Raw genomic sequence first — 23,094 nt, forward strand, 5'->3', positions numbered from 1 at the left:
GATACCGGCCTGTTTCGTTGTGGGTGGTGCGCGGCGGTGTTGAGATATTGGGATAGGTCGTGAACAGGATAGGTGAATGACGGCTTTCGGCCAGAAGCGGACGTAGAAGATTGGTTTCACGCGGAGGCGCGGAGACGCGGAGAGATAGTAGCGCGAAGCGCTTTCCCTCGTCATTCACCCCGGCAACCGACGCAAGGAGAATGAAATGGGGCCTGCGGCCCGGAACGTCCTTCTCCGCGCCTTCGCGTCTCCGCGTGAACTTTCTACTCCAGCACGATATGTCCGCCAACCATCCAAAACCGCCATCCTACCGCGTCATGCCAGCGCAGGCTGGCATCTCAGGAGGCGGCGCGTCATGGTTTGCGACCGCAGCCTGCACCGGGATGACGAATACAGGAAAGTGGCTCCTCTAGCCCAAAATCTCGACTCGCGCTTGCGGCCGATTCCGTCAGCGCGCGTCCGGCAATGCCTCCACGGGCCGCTCGATAATCTCCCATTTGCCGCTGGGCACGCGGGTGCGGGCGGGGTGCAAGCTGCTGCCCGCGCGGCCGGAACGCAGCGACGTCCACCAGCTCAGCGGGTTCAGCGTTGTCGAGCCGTCGACCGAAAAGGTGATGAACTCCGCCCGCCCGCCGATCGATTCGAACGGAACCGGCCCGCCAAGCCCCTTTTGCGCGAAGGACACCCGGCTGTCGGCGCTGTTGTCGCGATTGTCGCCCATCAGGAACAGATGGCCCGCCGGAATGCGCATCGGCCCGTACCAGTCCGTCTCGCGCGGCCCCACATCGACGATCGTGTAATGGCGGCCATTGGGCAGGATTTCCTCCCGCACCGGCAATTCGCAATAGGGCTTGCCGTCCTCGCCATAGGTCAGCGCGCCGGGGAACTGGTCCGCCGGGCAGGGGGCATTGCCGTCGACGGGCACCATCAGCGGCGGCAGCGTTCTTTGCGGCACCGGAATGCCGTTCAGCACGACCTGTCCGGCGCGGATCTCGACAAGGTCGCCCGGCAGGCCGATCACCCGCTTGATATAATCCTCCCGGCTGTCCTGCGGCGTCACGATGACGATGTCGCCGCGCTCCGGCAGGCGGCCCCAGATCCGCCCGCGCAGGAACGGAAGGGGGTGAAAGCTGGGCGAGACATAGGACCAGCCATAGGGATATTTGCTGACGATCAGCCGGTCGCCCTTCAGCAGCGCGGGCATCATCGATTCCGAGGGAATGTAGAAGGGCTTGGCGACGAAGCTGTGAAAGGCGAGCACGCCGAGCAGCAGGACGAGGAGGCTGCGCAGTTCCACCCACCAGTTGATCGTCCGCGCCGCCGGTTTTCCCGATTGCCCGGCGCCCTCCGCGCCGCCCGCGGCCTCTTCGTTCCGCACCGCGTCCGCCGGCGGTTCCGGGCGCGAGGCGGGGGAGGGCGGAGGGGAAGGGGGCGGGCTGGTCATCACTCTTCTTTTCGAGCCGGGGCTTTTCGAGCAAGGGGCTTTGCGGGCAAGGGCGCGTTACAGCGGCCGCGCTTCCAATATCACGAATGCCTGTGCCCATGGATGATCGTCGGTGAGCGTCAGATGAACGACGATCCGGTGCCCCGGCGGGGTGATCGCCTCCAGCCGCGCCAGCGCGCCGCCGGTCAGCGCCAGCGTCGGCGCGCCGGACGGGGCGTTGACGACGCCGATATCCTTCAGGAACACACCCTGGCTGAAGCCGGTGCCGACCGCCTTCGAAAAGGCTTCCTTGGCGGCGAAGCGCTTGGCGAGGGTGGCGGCCTTGGTGAACGGGCGGCGCGCGGCCTTGGTGCGCTCCACATCGGTGAAGACGCGCTGTTCGAAGCGCTCGCCATGGCGTTCGAGCGTGCTCGTGATCCGCTCTATGTTGCAGAGGTCGGAGCCGAGCCCGATAATCATCCGCGCGCGGCCGTCATATGGTCGCGCATCGTCGCGATGGCGTCGGCCAGCCCGGTGAAGATCGCCTCGCCGATCAGGAAATGGCCGATGTTCAGCTCGCGAATCTGGGGGATGGCGGCGATCGGCCCGACATTGTTGAAGCTGAGACCGTGGCCAGCATGCGGCTCTATGCCGTTGCGCGCGGCCAGCGCGGCCGCCTCGCCGATGCGGCGCAGCTCGTCTGCGCGTTCGGGGCCCGTCACATGCGCATAGCGGCCGGTGTGGAACTCCACCACCGGCGCCTTCAGCCGGATGGCGGCGTCGATCTGGCGCGTATCCGGCTCTATGAACAGGCTGACGCGCACGCCGGCTTCCGCCAGCGCCGCGACCATCGGCGCGAGCGCGTCGAACTGCCCGGCGGCGTCGAGGCCGCCCTCGGTCGTGCGCTCCTCCCGCTTTTCGGGCACGATGCAGGCGGCATGCGGCCGGTGGCGCAGCGCGATTTCCAGCATTTCCGGCGTCGCGGCCATTTCGAGGTTGAGCGGCACGGTCAGCGCGGCCATCAGGCTGGCGATATCCTCGTCGCGGATATGGCGCCTGTCCTCGCGCAGATGGGCGGTGATGCCGTCCGCCCCCGCGTCCACCGCCAGCAGCGCGGCCTTCACCGGATCGGGATGGTCGCCGCCCCGCGCGTTGCGGATCGTCGCGACATGATCGATGTTGACGCCCAGGCGCAGCGGGGGGAGGCCGCCCATCGCCTCAGTTCTTCCGGCTGCCGGGCTTGATCGCCGGGATGGCGGCGAGCTCCTCGGGAAGCGCGTCGGCCTCGTAGACCGGGAAGTTCAGCGTGACCAGCGGATAGAAGGGCACGCCGAGGTCCGCCTGCCCCGCCGAGCGGTCGACCAGCGCCGCCTCGGCGAGGACGATGCCGCCCTCGGCCCGCACCGCGTCCATCGCCTGGCGCGAGGAAAGCCCGGTGGTGACGACGTCCTCGACCAGCAGCACCTTCTGCCCCGGCTCGATCGCGAAGCCGCGCCGCAGCATGAATTCGCCTTCCGGGCGCTCCAGAAACAGCGCGTCGACGCCGAGCGCGCGGCCCATTTCATGGCCGATGATGATGCCGCCCATCGCGGGCGAAACGACAAGGTCGATCTCCGACCGCAGCTCTCGCGGCAGCTTCTGCGCGAGGGCGAAGGCCAGCTTCGCCGCCCGTTCCGCGTTCATCAGCACGCGCGCGCATTGCAGATAATTGGAGCTGTGGCGCCCCGATGACAGGATGAAATGCCCCTCCAGCAGCGCGGCGGCGGCGCGGAATTCGGCCAATACCTCGTCGTCAGTCATGAAATCTGTTCCATTGCGATAATCGAAAGCGCCAGATAGGAGGGTTGAGCGGTGCTTGCAACCTGCAATGAAAACGGCTTATTGCGGCTTGAGGCAGGCGGAAACCCTGCTTATAACGCTGCGTCGAGCAACACTCTGCCATAGGACCGAAGGCAAGAGAGGCCAGTGAGGGGAACGGGGATTAGAACGCATATGAATATCGCGAAAACGCTTGTCATGGCAGGGTTGCTGGCCTTTGCGCCGGCGGTCGTGGCTTCGCCCGCCGCCTTTGCGCAGGACAGCGCGACGGCCATTGGAAACGCGGCTGATTCGGCGCCGGCGACCGCGCCTGCCGAAGCCGCCAATGCCGTCGCACCGGCGGAAACGGCCGCCGCGCCTGCCGCCGCCGTGCCCGCTCCGCCCCGGCTGAAGCCGACCGAGGGCGTCGGCATGCCTCGTCCCGGCGAGATCACGCTGCAGGAACAGTTCACCGATACCGGCCGCCAGGCGCGGTGGATTCACGATGCGGTGTTGCTGCCGGTCATCACCGTCATCTGCCTGATCGTGCTGGCGCTGATGCTCTTCATCATCGCCCGCTATCGCCGGGGAGCCAATCCGACTCCCTCGCGGACGTCGCACAATACCCTGCTGGAAATCGTGTGGACGGTGGCGCCGATTCTCGTTCTGGTGGTGATCGCGGTTCCCTCGATCAGCCTCATCGCCGAACAGTACCGGCCCGCGCCCAAGGAAGCCCTGACCGTCAAGGTGACGGGCTATCAGTGGTATTGGGGCTATGAATATCCCGATCAGGGCATCGGCGAATTCGTTTCCAACATGCTGCCGCCCGAAAAGGCGGTGGAAAACGGGGAGCCTTATCTGCTGGCCGCGGACAATCGCCTCGTCCTGCCCGCCGGACGTCCGATCAAGCTCATCATCACCGCCGCCGACGTGATCCACAGCTTCGCGGTCCCGTCGCTGTGGGTGAAGATGGATGCGGTGCCCGGACGGCTGAACGAAAAGGCGTTCACCATCGAGAAGCCCGGCGTCTATTACGGCCAGTGCTCGGAATTGTGCGGGGCGCGCCATGCGTTCATGCCGATCGCGATCGAAGCGCTGCCTCCTGCGGAATTCGATGCATGGGTCCGCTCGCAGGGCGGTGACCCGGCGGGCAACGCCAATGGCGAGGCCCCGCAGACCGCCGCCGCTGCCGCACCGGCTCCGGCTGCTCCCCGCATTTGACGCAAGGATCGAAGATCATGACGACAATAGCAGCAGATCCGCACGACGTTCACGCGCACGACCATCATGACGCCGACCACAAGCCCGGCTTTTTCGCGCGCTGGTTCATGTCGACCAACCACAAGGACATCGGCACCCTCTATCTGATCTTCGCGATCTGCGCGGGGGTGATCGGCGGCGCCATTTCCGGGCTGATGCGCCACGAACTGGCGCAGCCGGGCATCCAGTATCTCCACAGCTGGGCGATGCTGATGGACGGCCCGGACGCGACGCTCGACCAGGCCTATCATCTCTGGAACGTGCTGATCACCGCGCACGGCCTCATCATGGTGTTCTTCATGGTGATGCCGGCGATCATCGGCGGCTTCGGCAACTGGTTCGTGCCGATCATGATCGGCGCGCCGGACATGGCGTTCCCGCGCATGAACAATATCAGCTTCTGGCTGCTCATCCCGGCCTTTCTGCTGTTGCTGGGATCGACGCTGGTGCCGGGCGGGACCGGCAACGGCGCGGGCACGGGGTGGACGGTCTATGCGCCGCTTTCCACCAGCGGCTCGCCGGGGCCGGCGGTCGATCTCGCGATCCTGTCGCTGCACATTGCGGGCGCCAGCTCGATCCTGGGGGCGATCAACTTCATCACCACCATCTTCAACATGCGCGCGCCGGGCATGACGCTGCACAAGATGCCGCTGTTCGTCTGGTCCGTGCTGGTGACCGCGTTTCTGCTGCTGCTCTCGCTGCCCGTGCTGGCCGCGGCGATCACCATGCTGCTGACCGACCGCAACTTCGGCACCGTCTTCTATGACGGCCTGCGCGGCGGCGACCCGGAACTGTACCAGCATCTGTTCTGGTTCTTCGGCCACCCCGAAGTCTATATCATGATCCTGCCGGGCTTCGGCATCGTCAGCCAGATCGTGTCGACCTTCAGCCGCAAGCCCGTCTTCGGCTATCTCGGCATGGCCTATGCGATGGTCGCGATCGGCGTTGTCGGCTTCGTCGTGTGGGCGCACCATATGTTCACCACCGGCATGTCCGTGAACGTGAAGATGTACTTCACCGCCGCCACCATGGTGATCGCGGTGCCGACCGGCATCAAGATCTTCTCGTGGATCGCGACGATGTGGGGCGGCTCGCTGACGTTCAAGACCCCGATGGTCTGGGCGCTGGGCTTCATCTTCATGTTCACCGTCGGCGGCGTGACCGGCGTGGTGCTGGCCAATGGCGGCATCGACGACGCGCTGCACGACACCTATTATGTGGTGGCGCACTTCCACTATGTGCTGTCGCTGGGCGCGGTGTTCGCGCTGTTCGCGGGCTTCTACTACTGGTTCCCGAAGTTCAGCGGCCGCATGTACAATGAGGTGCTGGGGCAGCTGCATTTCTGGGTGTTCTTCATCGGCGTGAACATCCTGTTCTTCCCGATGCATTTCCTCGGTCTGTCGGGCATGCCGCGCCGCTACCCCGATTATCCCGAAGCCTTCGCCTTCTGGAACCAGATCGCGACCCATGGCTATGATATCATGGCGGTCGGCGTACTGATCTTCTTCATCAACGTCTTCTGGTCGCTGTTCGCGGGACCCAAGGCGGCCGCCAATCCCTGGGGTGAAGGGGCGACCACGCTGGAATGGACGCTGTCCAGCCCGCCGCCCTATCACCAGTTCGAAACGCTGCCGCAGATTGACTGAGCGGTGAAACAGGAGGAAGGACGGGTATGCGCCCGTCCTTCCCCATGAGGTTTGTTCCGATATGAAATCCGTCGTCCTGTCCCGACAGGCACATTCCATCTCCGCCCCCGCGCAAGCCGGGGCCGTCGCCGACTGGCGCGATTTCGTCGCGCTGACCAAGCCGCGCGTGATGACGCTGGTGGTGTTCACCGGCCTGTGCGGCCTGCTGGCGGCACCGGGGCACATTCATCCGGTGCTCGCCTTCACCGCCATCCTCTGCATCGCGCTGGGCGCCGGCGCTGCGGGCGCGCTGAACCAGTGGGTGGAGGCCGACACCGACGCGCTGATGAAGCGCACCGCCAGCCGCCCGCTGCCCGCCGGGCGGATGGAGCGGCAGTCGGCGCTGCATTTCGGCGTCGGGCTGTCCTGCTTCTCGGTGATCCTGCTGGGCCTTGCGACCAACTGGGTCGCGGCGGCGATCCTCGCCGTGTCGATCCTATATTATGTCATCGTCTATACCGTCTGGCTGAAGCCGCGCACCGCGCAGAATATCGTGATCGGCGGCGCGGCGGGCGCTTTTCCGCCGGTGATCGGCTGGGCGGCGGTGACGGGCGACGTCTCCGCGCTGCCGATCGCGCTCTTCTGCCTGATCTTCTTCTGGACGCCGCCGCATTTCTGGGCGCTCTCGCTCTTCGTGCGGACCGACTACGCCAAGGCGGGCATTCCGATGCTGCCGGTCGTCGCCGGGGAACTGGCGACGCGGCGGCAGATCTGGGCCTATACCGCGATCATGGCGGTGGCGGCGTTCGCGCCCGTGCTGCTGCGGCTCACCGGCGTGGTCTACGGCACGGTGGCGCTGGCCGCGACCGGCCTTTTTGCCTATTATGCGTTTCGCGTGCTGCGCAGCCGGCAAAGCGATCCGGCGCTGATGAAGGCGGAACGGCGGCTGTTCGGCTATTCCGTGCTCTATCTCTTCGTCATGTTCGCGGCGGTGGTCGCCGACCGGTGGGTGGCGGCATGAGCGGCTCCGATCCCGAAACCGGCCCGGATGCGCCGATGCAGCAGCGTCCGCCGCTCGACGAAAAGCTGGTGCGCCGGCGGCAGCGCAGCCGCGCGCTGGTGACAGGCCTGGTGCTGGGCGCGCTGGCGATCCTGTTCTATGCTATCGCCATCGCCAAGATGACGGGCGCGGGAGGATAACCATGAATTCGCCATCGATTCCGGCTTCGAGCGATCTGGCGCGGCGCAACCGCCGCGTGCTCGTCATGGCGGCGCTGGTCGCCCTGGGCAGCCTCGGGCTGGGCTTTGCCGCCGTGCCGCTCTACCGCATCTTCTGCCAGACCACCGGGTTCGGCGGAACGACGCAGCGGGCCGATGAAACGGTGGTCGTGAAGCCGGTGGCCGGGCGCACCATGTCGGTCCGCTTCGATTCCAACGTCGCGCCGGGCATGCCGTGGGAATTCTATCCCGAACATCCGACCGACACGGTGGAGATCGGCGCGCGCGACATGGCGATCTTCATCGCGAAGAATGTCAGCGACAAGCCGGTGACCGGGACGGCGGTGTTCAACGTGACGCCGACGCAGGCCGGGGCCTATTTCACGAAAATCCAGTGCTTCTGCTTTACCGAGCAGACTCTCCAGCCGGGGGAGCAGATGCGCATGCCGGTGATCTATTATGTCGATCCGAAGATATTGGACGACCCGGACAACAAGGATACGCAGCAGATTACGCTCAGCTACACTTTCAATCCGGTTGAGCCGAAGTGAAAGCCGCGTTAGGAACGATCAACACTCGCATGAGGTGACAGGGAAGAGGGACGATGGCAGGGGCAAAAAATCACGATTATCATATCCTTCCACCCAGCGCCTGGCCGCTGATGGGGGCCGTTTCCGCCTTTTTCCTGGCGGTGGGGGCGGTAATATGGATGCACGCCGACCAGATGGGCGGCTCCGGTCCCGCCGTGTTCGGCCTCGGCCTGGCCGGGGTGCTGGCGACCATGTATTTCTGGTGGACCGACGTGGTGAAGGAAGCGCGGGCGGGCGACCATACGCCGGTGGTGCAGCTGCACCTTCGCTATGGCATGATCCTGTTCATCGCCTCCGAGGTGATGTTCTTCGTCGGCTGGTTCTGGGCCTTTTTCGATTTCTCGCTGTTCCCGTCGGAACTCGACCCCATCAACGGGTTGTTCCCGTCCAAGGGCGTCGAGGTGCTGAACGCGTTCGAGCTGCCGCTGCTCAACACGCTGATCCTGCTCTGTTCCGGCACGACCGTGACCTGGGCGCATCACGCGCTGATCCACGGCGATCGCGAGGGACTGAAGAAGGGGCTGTGGGCCACGATCCTGCTGGGCCTGCTCTTTTCCTCGATCCAGGCCTATGAATATGCCCATGCGCCGTTCCCGTTCGGCGAGACGCCGTACAGCTCGGCCTTCTACATGGCGACCGGCTTCCACGGTTTCCACGTGATCGTGGGCACCATCTTCCTCGCGGTCTGCCTGATTCGCGCTTATCAGGGCGATTTCACCCCGCGTCAGCATTTCGGCTTCGAGGCCGCGGCCTGGTACTGGCATTTCGTCGACGTGGTGTGGCTGTTCCTGTTCGCCTCCATCTATGTATGGGGTGGCTGGGGCGCGCCCGTCCATGGCGGCTGAGGCCAGCCGGCAGGGATGAACGATCCCGCAGACAGGGAAGGGGCGGACGAAGCGCCCCTTCTGGTCGCCGCCGCAAAGGGCCTGTGTCCCCGGTGCGGCGCGGCCACATTGTTCGCGACGATGGTGGGGTTCGCCCCCCGGTGCCGGGCCTGCGGGCTGGACTATGAGCAGTTCAACGTGGGGGACGGCCCCGCCGCCTTCCTGACGATGATCGTCGGCGCGCTGGTGCTGCTGCTGGCGCTGGTCGTCGAATTCTCCATCCGGCCGCCGCTCTGGCTGCATGTCATCATCTGGCCGGTGCTGACCGTGATCTGCGTCACCGGCGCCCTGCGCCTGGCCAAGGGCGCGCTGCTGATCCTCGAATATCGCAACAAGGCGCGCGAAGGCGTGTTGACCGATCGCAAGCAGGGATCCGGGCCGACCGGCGACCGGGAAGGCTGACGCATGGTCGTCCTGCCCCGGCGCTGGCCCCTGCTGCCCACGCTGCTGGTCGCGCTGGCGGCGCTGGCGATGGTCGGGCTGGGCATCTGGCAGCTTCAGCGCCATCATGAAAAGCGCGCGGTGATCGCGCTGCTCCGTTCCAATATCGGCAAGCCGCCGGTCGCCTTTCCCAGGCTGGGGCCGGTGCCGCCGGAAATGCTGTTCCGGTCCTCCTCGCTCCATTGCCTGCGGGTCGAAGGCTGGACGGTCGAGGCGGGCAAGGCGGCGGATGGCTCTTCCGGCTTCCGCAGCATCGCCCATTGCAGCACCGGGGCCGAAGGGCCGGGCGCGCTGGTGCAGGTCGGCATCGGCGCGCGCCCCGACCTCCGCCCGCAATGGACCGGCGGGACGATCAGCGGCCATATCGTCGAGGAGCCGGATCACCGCTCGCTGCTGGCGCATCTGACCGGTCCGGAGCAGGTGTTGCGCCCGATGCTGGTGGCCAGCACCTCGCCCGACCCGCAACTCAAGGCCTCGGCGCCGCCGAGCATCGAGTCCATTCCCGACAATCATTTCGGCTATGCGATCCAGTGGTTCCTGTTCGCGGGCATCGCGGTGCTGATCTACGTCCTCGCGCTGGTCCGACGGGAAGGGACCCGGCGGGAAGGGCGTTCGGCAGGCGATTCTTAGCGCTTGCCCGTGCGGCGCTGGCAAGCTAGGCGGCTCAGCATGAAATATGTAAGCACCAGGGGCAGCGCGCCGGCGCTGGGTTTCGAGGATGTAACGCTTGCGGGCCTGGCCAGCGACGGCGGGTTGTACGTGCCCGAAAGCTGGCCCGCCTTCACGCGCGAGGACATCGCGGCGATGGCCGGGCTGTCCTATGTCGACACCGCCGTCGCGGTGATGCGGCCCTTCATCGGCGGCGCGCTCAGCGACGAGGAACTGCGCGAGCTGTGCGCCGCCGCCTATGGCCGGTTCAGCCATCGCGCGGTGACGCCGCTGGTGCAGCTCGACCACCGGCAATGGATGCTGGAACTGTTCCACGGCCCGACGCTGGCGTTCAAGGATGTCGCGCTGCAACTGCTCGGTTTGCTGTTCGAGAAATTCCTGTCGCGGCGTGAGGATCATCTCACCATCGTCGGCGCGACCTCCGGTGATACCGGCTCGGCGGCGATCGACGCGGTGGCGGGCCGGGCGAAGGTCGACATCTTCATGTTGCACCCCGATGGCCGGGTCAGCGACGTGCAGCGCCGCCAGATGACGACGGTGCTCGCGCCCAATGTCCACAATATCGCGATCGACGGCAGCTTCGACGATGCGCAGGCGCTGGTGAAGGCGATGTTCAACGACGCGGATTTCTCCGCGCGCTTCAACCTGTCGGCGGTGAACAGCATCAACTGGGCGCGGCTGATGGCGCAGGTCGTCTATTATTTCTACGCCGCCGTGCGCCTCGGCGCGCCGGACCGCCCGGTCGCCTTTTCCGTGCCGACCGGCAATTTCGGCGACGTGTTCGCCGGCTATGTCGCGTCGAAAATGGGCCTGCCGGTGGCGCGGCTGATCGTCGCGACCAATGTGAACGACATCCTTCATCGCGCGCTGGCCGAGGGCGACTATAGCCAGGGCACCGTCATCCCGACCGCGACGCCGAGCATGGACATTCAGGTCAGCAGCAATTTCGAGCGGCTGCTGTTCGACGTGGGCGGGCGCGACGGCATCGCGCTCGCCGAGCAGATGCGCGGGTTCGAAGCGACGAAGGCGATGCGCCTCACCAACGCGCAGCGGGAAGGGGCGTCCGCGCTCTTCACCTCGCACCGCGTCGATGCGGACCGCATGAACCTCGCGCTGCGTTGGGCCTATGAGGGCGCAGGGCAGGTGATCGATCCGCACAGCGCGGTCGGCCTCGCCGCGGCGCTGGCTGCCGACGATTTGCCCGCCGATGTGCCGGTGGTCACGCTGGCGACCGCCCATGCGGCGAAATTCCGCGACGCGGTGGAGCGCGCCATCGGCCTGCGCCCCGGCCTGCCGAGCCGCATCGGCACGCTGTTCGATCGCGAGGAAAGCTATGCGCGGCTGCCCGCCAGCTTCGAGGCGGTGACGGCCTATGTCGCCGAACGCGCGACCCCGCGCGGCTGATCCGGGACGGGCCGGTGGAGCTTTCGACCCTCATCGGCGAACCCTGGGCCGATTACGGCCTGATCGATAGCGGCCATGGGCGCAAGCTGGAGCGCTACGGCCGTTATCGCTTCATCCGCCCGGAGCCGCAGGCGATGTGGGCGCCCGCGTCACAGGATTGGCAATCCGACGCCGAGTTCATCCCCGGCGCCGATGAAGATGGCGGCGGGCGCTGGTATTACGACACCAAGGGGCTGCCGCAAAGCTGGGAGCTGGCGTGGGACGATGTGCGCTTCCATTCCAGTTGCACGCCCTTTCGCCATCTCGGCTTCTTCCCGGACATGGCGCCGGTGTGGAACTGGATGCGCGGGCAGGTGCGCGGGATGGACGCGCCGCATTGCATGAACCTCTTCGGTTATACCGGCGTCGGCACGCTGGCGATGGCCTCGCAGGGCGTACAGATGGTGCATGTCGATGCGTCGAAGAAATCGGTCGCGGCCGCCCGCGCCAATGCGGAGCTTTCCGGCCTCGCCGACAGGCCGGTGCGCTGGATCGTCGATGACGCGTCGAAATTCGTCGCGCGCGAGGTGCGACGGGGCCGCCGCTATGACGGCATATTGCTCGACCCGCCCAAATATGGGCGCGGGCCGGATGGCGAGGTCTGGCGTTTGGAGGAGGATCTTCCCGGCCTGATCGCCAATTGCCGGGCGCTGCTCGATGCCGACAGCCGTTTCCTGTTCCTCACCGTCTATGCGGTGCGCATGTCGGCGCTGGCGATCGGCGAATTGCTGCGGCAGGCGTTCGCGGACCTGCCGGGCAAGGTCGAGGCAGGCGAACTGGCCGTGCGCGAAGAAGCGCGGGGGTTGTTGCTGCCCACGGCCATCTGGGCGCGCTGGTCATTAGGATCGACCGGCATTCAGCGCTGACGGCCTGCAAATGGCGGCTTTTCGCGCTTCCGGTGCTCACGGACCTTAAGTCCGCTGCGCTCCGGTCACGAAAATCCACCATGTTGGCCTGCGGCCGTCTGCGACTCCGTCTCGTCATCATCTGAATGGCGATCGGTCCTAGGCGCATCGACATCGCCCAGGAGAACTTACCCACCCTAAGTTTTATTCCCGGCCCGCCCGCAGCGCCGCCCCGGCCGCGATCGGGGTGATGGCGACCAGCAGCAGGGAAATCGCCGAGAGGAATTTGAGCGCCGCGCCGCTTCCCGGATGCAGCGACCCCGCGCCGAAGATCAGGATCGGTACCGCGAGCGGCAGGATGAGCAGCCCCGCGAGCGCGCCAGCGCCGCGCAGCCCCGCGACAAGCGAGGCGGTCAGCACGCCGAGCGCGGCGAGGGCGGGGGTGCCGATCAGCAGGCCGAGCTCCAGCCGCATGATCGCCGCGCCGTCCAGCTTCAGCAGCGCGGCGGCGGGCAGCAGTGCCAGCATCAGCGGCGGCCCGAAGCCCAGCCAGTGCGCGATCAGCTTGACCAGCGCGATCATCTCGTCGGAAATGCCGCGCATCAGCAGCTGGTCGAAGATGCCGGAATCCCGGTCGGGTGCAATCAGCCGCTCGACCGGGAGCAGCGCCGCGAGCAGCGCCGCGATCCACAACATGCCGCCGCCCGTCGCGGCGAGCAGGCGCGCGTCGGGGCCGACCGCGAAGGGATAGAGGCTCGCGACCAGGAGCAGGAAGACGACCGGCATCCATAGCCCGCCGCCCTGCCAGGCAAGCCGCAGATCGCGCCGGACGAGGGGCAGGAACCAGCGTGTCATCGCCGGTCCAGCTCCACCACCGTCCCGAACTGGTGGGAGAGGTCGAAATGGGAGGCGGCGATAATGCCTCCCCCCGCGGCAAGATGGGCCGCCATCGCGTCTCCCAGCCCGCGCAGCGACGCGGCGTCGAGCCCGTTGCCCGGCTCGTCGAGCAGCCAGAGCCGCGCTCCGCTCGCCATGGTGCGGGCGAGGATGGCGCGCTTGCGCTGCCCGGTGGAGAGCATGCGCACCGGGATGTCGGCCAGCTCGCGCAGGCGGAAATGATGAAGCGCAAAGTCGAGCCTCTCGCGGTCCACGCCGTCCATCCGCGCCCAGAAGGCGAGCGCCTGCTCCAGCCGGTTGTCGGGATCGAGCGCCAGATGCTCGTCGGCAAGGGCGATCGGCGCGTGCCGGTCGATCGTGCCGTGCAGGCACGGGATGAGCCCGCCCAGCACGCGCAGCAGGCTCGATTTGCCCGCGCCGTTGGGCCCGCGCACGAGCAGGCTCTGGCCCGCGCCGATGGTGAGGGTCACGCCCGCGAAGATCATCCGCCCGCCCCGCTGGCAAGCGATGTTCCGTGCGTCGAGCAGGGGCGGGACCGCCGCCGGGTCGCTCACAGCGTCGCGCCGTTATAATGATGCCAGGCGAGCAGGGCGGCGGCGCTGCGATGCGGGCGCCAGCGCTCGGCGATCTCGCGTATCTGGCGTTCGTCCGGGCGGTCGGGCAGGCCCAGCAGTTCGCCGATGGCGATGCGCACGGCAAGATCGCCCGCCGGCCAGATGTCCGGCCGGCCCTCGGCGAAGAGCAGGTAGATTTCCGCCGACCAGCGCCCGATGCCCTTGATGCGGACGAGGGTGGCGATGGCTTCCTCGTCATCGGCGGGCAGGGCGTGGAGGTCTATCGCGCCGGAGACGACCAGTTCGGCAAGGCTGCGCGCATAGCCCTGCTTCTGTCGGGAAAGCCCGCAGGCCCGCAGCGCTTCCTCGGATTGGTCGAGCAGCCGGTCGGGCGGGCAGCCGGTGTCGAGCAGCGCCTCCAGCCGGTTCCACACCGAGGCGGCGGCGGCGACGCTGACCTGCTGGCCGACGATGGTGCGCAGCAGCGTTTCATAGCCGGGCGCGCGCACGCGGGTTTCGGGATAGCCGAGCCGCTCGATCGCCGCGCCGAGCGCGGGCTCGATAGCGCAGAGCCGGTCGAGATCGGCACGGAGGGCTTGGGTGGTGTGGACCATCGGAAGGCTGTTATCGCGTCCGCCCCGCTTCCGCCAGTCCTTCCGTGGTTTTGGGAGCAGGGTGGGGTAAGCTGTTCATCCGCGACAGGCCCGCCTGTCAGGTTATTGCTCCATAACGGCTGAAACGGTCGCCACCGGAATGATGGTGGACGAAATGACGTTCACGAATTTCTGGATATCCGCCAGCGGTGCGTTCGACACATAGAGCACATCCTTGTTGCGGATAGGGAAGCTCTGGGCAACGAAGAACATCGCCGGGTCCTTCATATTTATGCGATAGATGACGGGCACCTTGCCGTCCGGGGTAAGCCTTGCCCGCTGACGAGTCGCGGGGTCGAGCGCGGTCGGATCTTCCAGACGGAACAGGAACACGCCCTTCACATCCGCACGGAAATCCTGCAACCCAGCAACCCGGCCCAGCGCCTGCGCCAGGGTGATGCCGGTACCCTCATAATTGATCTCGGCGTTGGAACCCACCGCGCCGAGCGCCGTGAAGCTGTAGGGCTGGAACAATGCCGTCACCACATCATCCGGCTGGAGCCGGATATTCTGGCGCGGATCCTTGATGACCGCTTCCAGCGGCATGGTCGAGGTGTGGGTGCCGCGCGTAACCTGTATCGTCGTCTTGCCGACCGGCTGCTTTACGCCGCCGACGCTTGCCAGCACATCGAGCAGTCGCTCGCCGCGCGCCGTCAGGGCCACGCGCCCGCTGTTCGCCACATCGCCGACGACGGTGACGTTGGTCGTCGCGTTGCGCAGCACGCGCACGATCGTCTGCGGCTGATGCGCCTTGCCGAGCAGCCGCTGGTTGATTTCCCGCGCGATCTGCTGCGTCGTACGCCCCGCCGCGTTGACCCGGCCCACAAAGGGGATGGTCACCTGACCCTCGCTGTCGACCATCTGTTCGGGCAAGGAGGCGCCACGCGCGGTGGAGCCGGATGCGGAGCCCAGCCGCTGATCGCCGCCAATCCCCGAAGTGCCGAACAGCGCGGCGGGAGGCGCTTCCCAGATCGAGATGTCCAGCACGTCGCCCTTGCCGACGATCGAGCCGACCGGATAGCCATCGCCCAGGCTCTCGGCGAAATAAGCGGTGCTGCTGGTTGCTATAAGCTGGCGGGCGACGGCATCCGTCACATCGATGATTTCGATACTGGCATTCGCCACCGGCTGCTGCTGGGCGCGATCGACGGCGCGGGCGGACGGTCCGGCGGACGGCATGACCGCGCACCCCGTGAGCGACAACAGGCACAGATTAACGGCGCCCAAGCCAATCGATACACGAAACAACCGACTATTCCTCAAGAGCAACATCCTCGAACCCAGTGGAAACGCGGCCTGGCCGCATCGCCCAGATACCGCCGGGGTCTTGCCCTATCAGCAAGCGGCGATCAACCTTGTCCCGGCGAAAGGCGAAATTGACGCGCTGTCTCCTGCCGCCGGATCAAGGCGTATGTGAACGTCCTCTAGAGCCTTTTCCAGCAAGGGAAAACGCTCTGTTTCCGCGTCGGTCGCATTTTCCGCGTCATTGGCCGTACTCGCCCGCACCGGTGGAAAGGCACCTAGCGGATTTTCCGAACCGCATCGATAATTCTGTCAGTAATTTCAGAATCTTGATGTGGGCCTATGGGCAGGCTGAACACTTCGGCAGCAAGTTTCTCGGCAATGGGCAGAGGGCTGCGCAGCGGCAGGTCGTTATAGGCCGGCTGTTGCGAGGGAGCGAGCGGGTAATGAATCTGCGTCGGTACGCCCATCTCGTCCAGCCGTTCCATGTCTGCGGCACGGTTTTGCGATCTGACCACGAACTGATGCCAGACCGGCTCGGCCCAATCCGGCACTTCGGGCAGGATCAGGCCGGTGTCCGCCAGTTCGGCGATATAACGCTCCGCAATCGCGCGGCGGCGGTCATTCCATTGGTCGAGGACCGGCAGTTTCACCTTGAGGATCGCCGCCTGCAACGGATCGAGCCGGCTGTTCCTGCCGCGAACTTCATTATGATATTTCCGGCGCGATCCATAATTGCCGAGTATGCGGATCTTGTCGGCCAGCCCGGCGTCGTCGGTGGTGACGGCGCCGCCGTCGCCCATGGCGCCGAGATTCTTCGCCGGATAAAAACTCCAGCAGACGGCATCGCCATGGGCGCCGATCCGGCGTCCGCGATATCGCGCACCCTGCGCCTGAGCCGCATCCTCGATGAGATAGAGACCCCTGGCGCGGGTGACGGCGGCGATGCCGTCGAGATCGGCGGATTGGCCATAGAGGTGCACCGCGATCACCGCGCGGGTATGGGGCGTGATCGCGTCGGCAAGCCGGGACGGGTCGATATTGTGCGTGGTAGGGACCGGTTCGACCGGCACCGGCATCGCCCCGACTTCCGATACGGCCAGCCAGGTCGCGATGAAGGTATTGGAAGGGACGAGCACTTCGTCGCCCGGACCGATGTCCAGCGCTCGCAGCGCGAGCACGAGCGCGTCGAGTCCGTTGGCTACGCCGATAGCGTGCTTCGCCTCGCAATATCCGGCGAAGTCGGCCTCGAAGGCCTCGACTTCCTCGCCCTGAATATACCAGCCGCTGGCCATGACCCGCGCGACGGCGCCATCGATCTCTTCCTTCAACTCGCGATATGCCGCGGCAAGATCAAAGAAGGGGATGTTCATGCGCTCGTCCTGACATTTTCCATGAAACCCGCATAATCGCGGAAATAATCGGCTTCGTCATAAACCTCCGAGGCCATGACCATGCAGACGGAACCCGACGAGAAATTGTCCAGTTCCCGCCAGATCATCGGGCAGATGACCAGTCCCTCGAAGGGCCGGTTGAGGGTGAAGGCCTTCTTCTCGGTGCCGTCGTCCAGCAACACGTCGAAGCTGCCCGAAATCGCCACCATCAGCTGCCACAGCGCCTTGTGGCCATGGCCGCCCCGCGATGCCCCGCCCGGCACGTCATAGAGATAATATACCCGGCGGATATCGAACGGGATGTGGCGGCCTCCCTCGATGAAGGTGAGGTTGCCGCGCACGTCGGTGATCTTGGGCAGGTCGATGATCCTGCAATCGCTCAGCGCCATCAGCCTGCCTTATATGCTGGTGGAACGAAGTACATCACGGTTTCGTAGATCGATTCGGTGTAATGCCGCAGGAATATCTCGTAATCCTCGTTGATTTCCAATACCTTGGCGGGGATGGTCCATATGTCGCTGGGGCGGTGATAGACCGCGATGGCGAGCGCCGGGCGATGCTCGGCGATAAGGCCGCGCGCGCCTTCAAGGGCCATCAATTCGGCGCCCTCTATGTCCATCTTGATGAAGGTGGGCGCCTCTTTCACAAGATCGTCGATCCGGCGGATTTGAATCTCGATCTCGCCGTCGTCACGGATCGATGACGCCGACCCATCGGAAGAGAAACGCAGCGTCGTCTCTTCATTTCCGGCGCCATAGGGCAGCAGGTGAATATTGGAGAATCGCGACAGCCGTTCCTTGCAGCGCTCGCGATTGGAGGCTTCGGGCTCGAAGATGTAGACCGCGTGATAATCGGGTGCGAGACGGATGAATTCCTCCGAAGTGTATCCGTCAAACCCCCCGACATCGACGAACACCGGCTTGCCCACGGAAAGCTTGAAAAACGGTTCGAAATACTGCTCGGTCTGCCTTTCGGCGAAACCATCGAGGCAATGGAGATCGTAACTGTAGCGGAAGCCCATGAGCTTGCGCAGTATCTCGCGCGATTCCTCGTCCGCGAGCCGGTCGAACAGCCAGTCGATCCGGTCGCGATTCTCATCGAATTCCTGCTGGAAGCCTTCGTTGAAAACGGCTTCGGGCAGATCCAGCCCGCCCCAGCGGTGAAGGGCGAAATAGTCGATGTTGCGAATGCCGCGCTCATCGAGCAGCTTGCGGACGGTCAGCGGGCGGCCACCGGATACAGCGAGCACCATGGCATCGGCGGGCAGGTCGTCTGTGCGCACCACGGGGCGGCCTTCATAGTCCTGATCGGACGTGAAATCGTCCACGAAGCCGGCCACGTCCAGCTTGGCCGCCACGGCGGCCGCATAGACATTCCGGCCCATGACGAACCGCTTTGCGGCAGGACAGGCCAGGAAATCCCTGCAAAGGTCGCGCCCGCGCCTCGCATCCGCTTCGTTCCATTCTCGCTGCACAGATTCTGAATTCATGGCTTCCGATTTCCCATTGCCGGACCTGTTTCCGACATGCCCTGAAGCGGGCCTGTCCTGATATCGCCCTTCCGCCTAATTGCGCCCGTTTAATTGTGGAAGAGCATATGTGCTTTCGTGGCAGAGATTTGTTCGGGTGTCGTTTCGGGATCGCCCCTGAGGAAGAGAATGCCCGCCTTGTCGAAAGGCGCCGCCTCCAGCTTCTGGCCGCTGTCCTTGAGCGGCACATATATTTTTTCCGGGCCGCCGTCGCCTCCGTCGGCGCCCAGGTACACCGCGAAGAAGGCTTGGGGATCGGCAACCGACAATACCCGGCGTTCTATCCTCATCGGGGAAGGCCCATCGGCGGCGGGAGGCTGCGGCTTGCGGCCGAGGAAGCCCGCCACATATTGCGCTTCATAATTATATCCGAATGAGAATTTGAAATGATGACCATAGAGGTCGCCGGGGCAGCGGCGCATGCATTCGATGATCCAGAATGCGTGTTCCGAGGCGATGAACTGGGTGTGGAGGAGGCCGTCGCACAGGCCCAGCGCTTCGACCACGCGCTCCATGGCGCGTTGCACGGCGTCGCGTATTTCGGCCGTCAGCCGGGTCGGGAACTGGCTGCGATCGACCTGATAGCGATATACTTCGCAAAACTCGTCCACGAACTGGTGCCAGATTATCCTGCCGTCCGCGATGAAGGCCGTGTGACTATGCAACGCGCCTTCCACGAATTGCTCGACGACCGCCCGTTTGCCGCGCGACATGTCCATCGCACGCGCGATCGCCTCATCCAGTTCGGCGGCCGAATGGATCAGTTCGACCCCCCGCCCGCTGAAGCTATCGACGGGCTTTACCAAGGCCGGGCCGTCCAGTTGCGCGGAAACCTCCTGGGTTCCGCTATCGGGCGTCACCTCGCCATAGATGCGCGGCGCGGGGACGCCGATTTCCCGGCAGAAACGGCGGAACCGGTCCTTGGTGTGAAGGATCTCGGTGACTTCCGGGCTGTCAAATCCGGGCAGCCCCAGAACGTTGGCCACGGCCGCCCCGGCGACATAGGAATAATCGTTGCAGGAAGGCACGATATGGTCGAAGCCATGCTCCTTGCATATGCGCAGCAGGTTTTCGCTGTCTGAATAATCCTCATGGATCGAATGCTCGACAAAGCTGTGGCAGGGATCCGCCTCATATTTGCCGATCACGGAAACATCGGCACCCAGGCGCTTCAATTCGTACAGGAAAGGCATCGCGCTGAAGCTGCTGCCGATCAAAAGAACTTTCACTTCACGTTGACCTTCTCTTGCTGGACGATCCCGATTGACGGGCGGACCTTCGTCCTCTTTTCATGGGCGACCTCGATCGCCTTGCGCACCGCCTGTTTGAGCAGGCGAATGCTGATACGGAAATCGCGGTTATAGACCGAGGCGCCGCCATGGCGCGTCTGCGGGCCGAGCACGAAGATCAGGTCATGCCCAAGCGCGGTCATGAGATTGGCGAAATAGTAGAAGGTTGCCTTTTCATAATGCGGGGTCAGGATGACCGCGATGCAACCGGGCTCGCGGAATACGAGATTGGCAAGTGCCGCGCCGATCGGCGAGACCACGATCTCCACGTCCTGAACCGCCATTACCTGGCCTTCGAAGCTATGGTCGGCGATATCGATGCCGGTGAAACCCATCTCCTCCAGCACCTGCTCTACGGCATCGGCGTTGCGCAACAGTCTGCCATTGCCCGTCGACACAGGCTGTCGCCGCAGGAAGATGCGCTTGTTCTTCTCTCGGGGCGGATCATATGACTCTTCGGCGTCGGGGGAGAGGAAATCCTGCAGCGTCCGCTCGCGCAGTTTCGCCAGCGCCTGTGCGGAAAAGTGAAATTGCTCCGGCCTGGGCGGGGCCAACTCGCCGGTCGCGAAGAATTTGCGGGTTTCCGGCGGCGTCATGCTCGGCGGACTCATATATATCAGCCTGCCGACCCGCACCTTCTGATAAGGCAGTACGTCGATGATGCGGCGCCTCGAAACGTTCAGGAAATCAAGCGCATCCAGCAGCTTTTCGTGGACAGGATGATCGACCAGCAGCGGAACGCCCTCGAACTCCGGCAACTCCTCGATCAGCGTGAAACGGGTCAGCACCTCGGTGATCCAATGGGCATAGTTGCCGTTGCACTGTCCCAACAGGCTGATCGCGCGATCCACCTGCAATATGGCTGCGCGTGGAAAGATATGCACCTTGCCCGCATCCGGATCGACGCGGCCCCGGTTCTCTATCTCCATCATGAAGGCGTCCAGGGCCGGATCGATGATCCCCGGATAGAGGGCCTTACCATCCTTGATGATGAACTCCGTCCGGCCGACGACCGTGACATCATCCAGTTCAAACAGGTTGATCTCAGGCGACGGCTCGCTGCCGTCATAGCCGGAAACGTCGCAAAGTTCTTCCGCGCGGATGAAGATTGGCGGATTGCCTTGCGTCCGCTCGGCCGGGATCAGTTTTCTTACGGGAAGGGATTGCGTCGCAGCATGGCTTTCGAGTTCGACCAGCGGATAGGTCTCGGTCATGGCACGTTCCAGAACAAAACGCCGGGCGCGGCGCCATTGTCCCTTCGCACGGGCCATCAATTCCTTGGGCGACACAGATACCCCTTTCACTTCATCAAACCGCGCGCCATTGCCTTCGGCAAGTATCGCGCGGCAGTCACCCTCTGCAACAGGGGCACACCTTTGCCCAATAAGAGTCTGCAAATCAACCGCACATCGCCGCGCCGCGCTGCGGCCCGCGCCGTTGGGCGCATCGTCGGTCGCAGGGCCCGCATTGCGCCCGCCTTTCCCAACAAATCGAAGGCCTTGGCTTGAATTGCGGCCAGCTGTGCATGATTTTCGATGACCACCGCATCCCAGTGGAAATGCCTGCGGGCATCCGCGGGCACATATCGCGCCACGACCTCCGCGATGAGGGTGAATTGCCTTACGGGATCTCGATGCACATTGCTCGCATGGACCCGGTACAGCCAGATGCTGCTCTCATCGAAGCGGAAGGCACGGCCGGTTTCGCTCAGGTAGCGGAACAGGCGCAGGACGAAGGCAAAATCGTCGGCCAGCATCTCCGTGTCGAACCCGCCAAATGCGTCCACGTCGCTGCGCCGGAGAACCATGGCTTGCAGGAATATCCGCGAAACCGTGCGATAGAGATGCTGCCGGAGCACCATGTCCGCATCGCCGCTTCGCAGCGCCGTCAACAGGCCGGCCTCATGACAGGGTGGCGCCGTGCGCGCGGGGTCCTGCATCAGATAGACCATGCGCGGGATCACAAGCGCGAGGCCGGGGGTCGTTTCCAAAGCCGCGATGGCGCGCTCGATTCCGTCGGTAGGGCCGAAAAGATCATCGCCGGACATCAGCACAAGATAGTCGCCGGTCGATTCATCGATCAGGCGCTGGGAATAATCGGAGGTCCTTCCGCCATTCGGCGGCTGGCGCAGAAGTGTGATGTTGCCGGTTTTCCGCGCGATGTCCGCTACCACATCGGGCGTGGCATCCGTCGATCCGCCGTCGAGCACCCAGATATGATACCGCTTCAGCGCCGAACGCACTATGCTTTCGATGCAGGCCCCGATATAATTTTCATGATTATGCGTGAGGATGAGGACCGCGACCTGAGGCGCTTCGACGGGTAGGCTTGTCATGGCAGGCGGACGCAGGGTTTCATGGGTCAAGCCTCTTTAGGGAGCAGGCTGTTGCGCGCGAGGGCCGAAAAAAGCCTGGCTTGTTTCCACGTCATCGGGGCCGAACGCAGACGACGGGCCAATAGTTTCCACGCATAGGCCCTGTGTCCCCTGAGAGCCAGCCGCAGGATGAGATCGGCGCCGTCGATACCGTGCAACGTGCTTGCCGGCATCGCGGCGACCATCTCCTTCAACTCCTCAACGGGGAGCGTATCCGGCAGGTTGAACAGTCCATGGAATCCGAAGCTTTCGCGCGGATTGCCCGACCGCTCGCTGGAAAAGGCATTGGCAAGGGCGGGATCGGCGAAGCAAATGCCGTGCCGTTGTTCCAGTTGACTGCGCCAGGTCCTGCAAATGGCGGTGTCTTCCGGGTGCAGGGGAGGATAGCCATCGCTCGCGACTATGTCGAGCAGCCTGCGGGAACGAAGGGAAAAGCCGCCATTTCCTACCGTCATGCCGTCGTCGAATTGGGGCCACGGTGCGCCGATATAGTCGAAGTCGAGGAAAGCCGGGTTCCAGCGTCGATGATCGAGCACATAGCCGTCCCATTGGACCACCAGGACGAAGGGCCGGGTGGCATGACGGTTCAGTTCCTTGATCATGAAATGGGAATAGGCTTCCTTGCTGCGCAAGGGGGCGATCGGTTGCCAGCGTATGGCCGACCTTGGCGCCAGTTGCGGTTCAATGTCGGAAAGAAGCGCGACATCACCGAAAACGATGTTGCGGCAGGAGCGTTCCAACGCGGCAACCGTCTGCTCAATCGCGACACTTGATACCGCGCATAGCATTATATCAGGTAATTCAAGCACTTAATCTCATATTCCTGATTTGCAGCGATGCCGGCCATGGTGATCGAGGAGCTTGGGCCATGGTTGGATATAGTCGTGGTTTCAAGACGTTCCGGCCAGCGGGTAGGCATATCTCCGAAAAACGCCCTCTGGTCGAGCCGCCTGAGCAGTTGATAGCAG

Annotated in this window: 25 protein-coding genes; 10 read left to right on the plus strand and 15 right to left on the minus strand. The window is 64.6% G+C overall.

From position 1 onward, the window contains the following. Positions 1-448: 448 nt before the first annotated feature. Genes lepB through pyrE form a run of 4 tightly spaced genes read right to left on the minus strand, consistent with a single transcriptional unit; the run spans position 449 to position 3,223 of the window. The gene (gene lepB, locus GGR43_RS09625) at positions 449-1,444 is read right to left on the minus strand and encodes a signal peptidase I (RefSeq protein ID WP_188071775.1); all 996 of its coding nucleotides are present in this window, start codon (positions 1,442-1,444) and stop codon (positions 449-451) included. A 57-nt stretch (positions 1,445-1,501) separates the two neighbouring features. Further along, positions 1,502-1,903, minus strand: a complete 402-nt coding sequence (gene acpS, locus GGR43_RS09630; protein ID WP_188071776.1) for a holo-ACP synthase — start codon at positions 1,901-1,903, stop codon at positions 1,502-1,504. Beyond that, positions 1,900-2,637 carry a pyridoxine 5'-phosphate synthase gene (locus GGR43_RS09635; RefSeq protein ID WP_188071777.1) on the minus strand — a complete coding sequence of 246 codons (738 nt, stop codon included), beginning with the start codon at positions 2,635-2,637 and terminating at the stop codon, positions 1,900-1,902. Before GGR43_RS09635 ends, acpS begins: the two co-directional genes overlap by 4 nt. A gap of 4 nt (positions 2,638-2,641) precedes the next feature. Continuing rightward, the gene (gene pyrE / locus GGR43_RS09640; RefSeq protein WP_188071778.1) at positions 2,642-3,223 is read right to left on the minus strand and encodes an orotate phosphoribosyltransferase; all 582 of its coding nucleotides are present in this window, start codon (positions 3,221-3,223) and stop codon (positions 2,642-2,644) included. Between the two features lie 192 nt (positions 3,224-3,415). Between pyrE and coxB the strand changes: the two genes are divergently transcribed. From coxB to GGR43_RS09690, 10 genes are all read left to right on the plus strand, one after another. Then, complete coding sequence (gene coxB, locus GGR43_RS09645; protein WP_188071779.1) at positions 3,416-4,441, plus strand: cytochrome c oxidase subunit II; 1,026 nt, start codon at positions 3,416-3,418, stop codon at positions 4,439-4,441. A gap of 17 nt (positions 4,442-4,458) precedes the next feature. Beyond that, complete coding sequence (gene ctaD, locus GGR43_RS09650; protein ID WP_188071780.1) at positions 4,459-6,126, plus strand: cytochrome c oxidase subunit I; 1,668 nt, start codon at positions 4,459-4,461, stop codon at positions 6,124-6,126. A 61-nt stretch (positions 6,127-6,187) separates the two neighbouring features. Further along, on the plus strand, positions 6,188-7,126 hold the full coding sequence (locus tag GGR43_RS09655) for a heme o synthase (RefSeq protein ID WP_188071781.1): 939 nt from the start codon (positions 6,188-6,190) through the stop codon (positions 7,124-7,126). Then, the gene (locus GGR43_RS09660) at positions 7,123-7,305 is read left to right on the plus strand and encodes a hypothetical protein (RefSeq protein WP_188071982.1); all 183 of its coding nucleotides are present in this window, start codon (positions 7,123-7,125) and stop codon (positions 7,303-7,305) included. Before GGR43_RS09655 ends, GGR43_RS09660 begins: the two co-directional genes overlap by 4 nt. Positions 7,306-7,307: 2 nt before the next feature. Further along, positions 7,308-7,874 carry a cytochrome c oxidase assembly protein gene (locus GGR43_RS09665; protein WP_188071782.1) on the plus strand — a complete coding sequence of 189 codons (567 nt, stop codon included), beginning with the start codon at positions 7,308-7,310 and terminating at the stop codon, positions 7,872-7,874. 53 nt (positions 7,875-7,927) lie between these two features. After that, positions 7,928-8,758 carry a cytochrome c oxidase subunit 3 gene (locus GGR43_RS09670; RefSeq protein ID WP_188071783.1) on the plus strand — a complete coding sequence of 277 codons (831 nt, stop codon included), beginning with the start codon at positions 7,928-7,930 and terminating at the stop codon, positions 8,756-8,758. Between the two features lie 15 nt (positions 8,759-8,773). Then, the gene (locus GGR43_RS09675; RefSeq protein ID WP_188071784.1) at positions 8,774-9,199 is read left to right on the plus strand and encodes a DUF983 domain-containing protein; all 426 of its coding nucleotides are present in this window, start codon (positions 8,774-8,776) and stop codon (positions 9,197-9,199) included. Between the two features lie 3 nt (positions 9,200-9,202). Continuing rightward, entirely contained in the window at positions 9,203-9,868 is a 666-nt protein-coding gene (locus GGR43_RS09680; RefSeq protein WP_188071785.1) for an SURF1 family protein, read from the plus strand. 39 nt (positions 9,869-9,907) lie between these two features. Next, entirely contained in the window at positions 9,908-11,311 is a 1,404-nt protein-coding gene (gene thrC / locus GGR43_RS09685) for a threonine synthase (protein WP_188071786.1), read from the plus strand. A 14-nt stretch (positions 11,312-11,325) separates the two neighbouring features. Further along, positions 11,326-12,216, plus strand: coding sequence for a class I SAM-dependent methyltransferase (locus GGR43_RS09690; RefSeq protein WP_188071787.1), 891 nt, complete (start codon positions 11,326-11,328; stop codon positions 12,214-12,216). A gap of 183 nt (positions 12,217-12,399) precedes the next feature. Here the strand turns inward: GGR43_RS09690 and GGR43_RS09695 are convergent, their stop codons facing one another. The 11 genes from GGR43_RS09695 to GGR43_RS09745 all read right to left on the minus strand — a co-directional run bounded on the left by GGR43_RS09695 (position 12,400) and on the right by GGR43_RS09745 (position 22,935). Further along, complete coding sequence (locus GGR43_RS09695) at positions 12,400-13,050, minus strand: heme exporter protein CcmB (RefSeq protein WP_188071788.1); 651 nt, start codon at positions 13,048-13,050, stop codon at positions 12,400-12,402. Continuing rightward, on the minus strand, positions 13,047-13,646 hold the full coding sequence (gene ccmA / locus GGR43_RS09700) for a heme ABC exporter ATP-binding protein CcmA (protein WP_284277342.1): 600 nt from the start codon (positions 13,644-13,646) through the stop codon (positions 13,047-13,049). The genes GGR43_RS09695 and ccmA overlap by 4 nt, the downstream gene beginning before the upstream one ends. Then, positions 13,643-14,260 (minus strand): DNA-3-methyladenine glycosylase family protein, encoded by a 618-nt coding sequence (locus GGR43_RS09705; protein ID WP_188071789.1) that lies wholly within the window; start codon positions 14,258-14,260, stop codon positions 13,643-13,645. The genes ccmA and GGR43_RS09705 overlap by 4 nt, the downstream gene beginning before the upstream one ends. A 102-nt stretch (positions 14,261-14,362) precedes the next feature. Then, positions 14,363-15,478 (minus strand): polysaccharide biosynthesis/export family protein, encoded by a 1,116-nt coding sequence (locus tag GGR43_RS09710; protein ID WP_246343497.1) that lies wholly within the window; start codon positions 15,476-15,478, stop codon positions 14,363-14,365. A 341-nt stretch (positions 15,479-15,819) separates the two neighbouring features. After that, positions 15,820-16,914, minus strand: coding sequence for a DegT/DnrJ/EryC1/StrS family aminotransferase (locus GGR43_RS09715; protein ID WP_188071791.1), 1,095 nt, complete (start codon positions 16,912-16,914; stop codon positions 15,820-15,822). Next, complete coding sequence (locus GGR43_RS09720; protein WP_188071792.1) at positions 16,911-17,324, minus strand: sugar 3,4-ketoisomerase; 414 nt, start codon at positions 17,322-17,324, stop codon at positions 16,911-16,913. Before GGR43_RS09720 ends, GGR43_RS09715 begins: the two co-directional genes overlap by 4 nt. Then, the gene (locus tag GGR43_RS09725; protein ID WP_188071793.1) at positions 17,324-18,319 is read right to left on the minus strand and encodes an FkbM family methyltransferase; all 996 of its coding nucleotides are present in this window, start codon (positions 18,317-18,319) and stop codon (positions 17,324-17,326) included. Before GGR43_RS09725 ends, GGR43_RS09720 begins: the two co-directional genes overlap by 1 nt. 194 nt (positions 18,320-18,513) lie before the next feature. Further along, positions 18,514-19,692 (minus strand): ATP-grasp domain-containing protein, encoded by a 1,179-nt coding sequence (locus GGR43_RS09730; RefSeq protein WP_188071794.1) that lies wholly within the window; start codon positions 19,690-19,692, stop codon positions 18,514-18,516. Beyond that, positions 19,689-21,023: a glycosyltransferase family 61 protein gene (locus GGR43_RS09735; protein ID WP_188071795.1), complete on the minus strand. Its 1,335-nt coding sequence runs from the start codon at positions 21,021-21,023 to the stop codon at positions 19,689-19,691. The genes GGR43_RS09730 and GGR43_RS09735 overlap by 4 nt, the downstream gene beginning before the upstream one ends. A gap of 29 nt (positions 21,024-21,052) precedes the next feature. Next, positions 21,053-22,117 (minus strand): glycosyltransferase family 2 protein, encoded by a 1,065-nt coding sequence (locus GGR43_RS09740; protein ID WP_188071796.1) that lies wholly within the window; start codon positions 22,115-22,117, stop codon positions 21,053-21,055. Then, complete coding sequence (locus GGR43_RS09745; protein ID WP_223177384.1) at positions 22,114-22,935, minus strand: DUF5672 family protein; 822 nt, start codon at positions 22,933-22,935, stop codon at positions 22,114-22,116. The genes GGR43_RS09740 and GGR43_RS09745 overlap by 4 nt, the downstream gene beginning before the upstream one ends. Positions 22,936-23,094 lie beyond the last annotated feature (159 nt).

It is taken from the genome of Sphingobium jiangsuense (assembly GCF_014196495.1).
Lineage (GTDB): Bacteria > Pseudomonadota > Alphaproteobacteria > Sphingomonadales > Sphingomonadaceae > Sphingobium > Sphingobium jiangsuense.